Source organism: Actinomadura sp. BRA 177 (assembly GCF_013372625.1).
Classification (GTDB): domain Bacteria; phylum Actinomycetota; class Actinomycetes; order Streptosporangiales; family Streptosporangiaceae; genus Spirillospora.
Genome location: NZ_JABXFD010000030.1, coordinates 1 through 486 on the forward strand (window position 1 = coordinate 1; position 486 = coordinate 486).

The 486-nt window shown below is 77.8% G+C and carries 1 pseudogene; it reads right to left on the minus strand.

Annotation, left to right across the window (positions count from 1 at the left end):
- Positions 1–380 (minus strand): annotated as a pseudogene (locus HUX53_RS00130) (hypothetical protein); the annotation flags it as partial.
- Positions 381–486 lie beyond the last annotated feature (106 nt).

Below are 486 nucleotides of genomic sequence, written 5' to 3' on the forward strand. Positions count from 1 at the left end.
GCCAGGGTCCGCGCGCCGGGGACGGCGAGCCGCGCGCACTGGCACAGGGCGTCGCCGGGTCCGGCCTCGGTGAACACGGTCGCGCCGGCGGCGTGCACGGCCCGCAGCGTGTCGGGGAGCCGGAGGGGTTTGACGATGCAGTCGGCCATGGCGCGGTGCAGGTCGTCGCCGTCGTGGTAGGCGCGGCCGCGGACCGGCGAGTGCACGGGCAGTTCCAGGGGCCGCTGGGGCAGGTGGCGGATCATGGCGTACCACTCGTCGTCGGCGCCGGCCATCGCGGGATGGTGCGACAGGTAGGGGACGGCGAGCCGCGCGCCCCGCACCCCGGCCGCGCGGGCGGCGTCCACGACCGCCTCCAGGGGGCCGTCGGGCCCGGACACGATCGTCACCTTGGGGGCGGTCAGGCAGGCGACGACGACTTCGGGTGCGCCGGCGGCCTTGGCGGCGGCAGGGCCGGCTCCTTAGAACCCCTCGACGCCGCCCGCG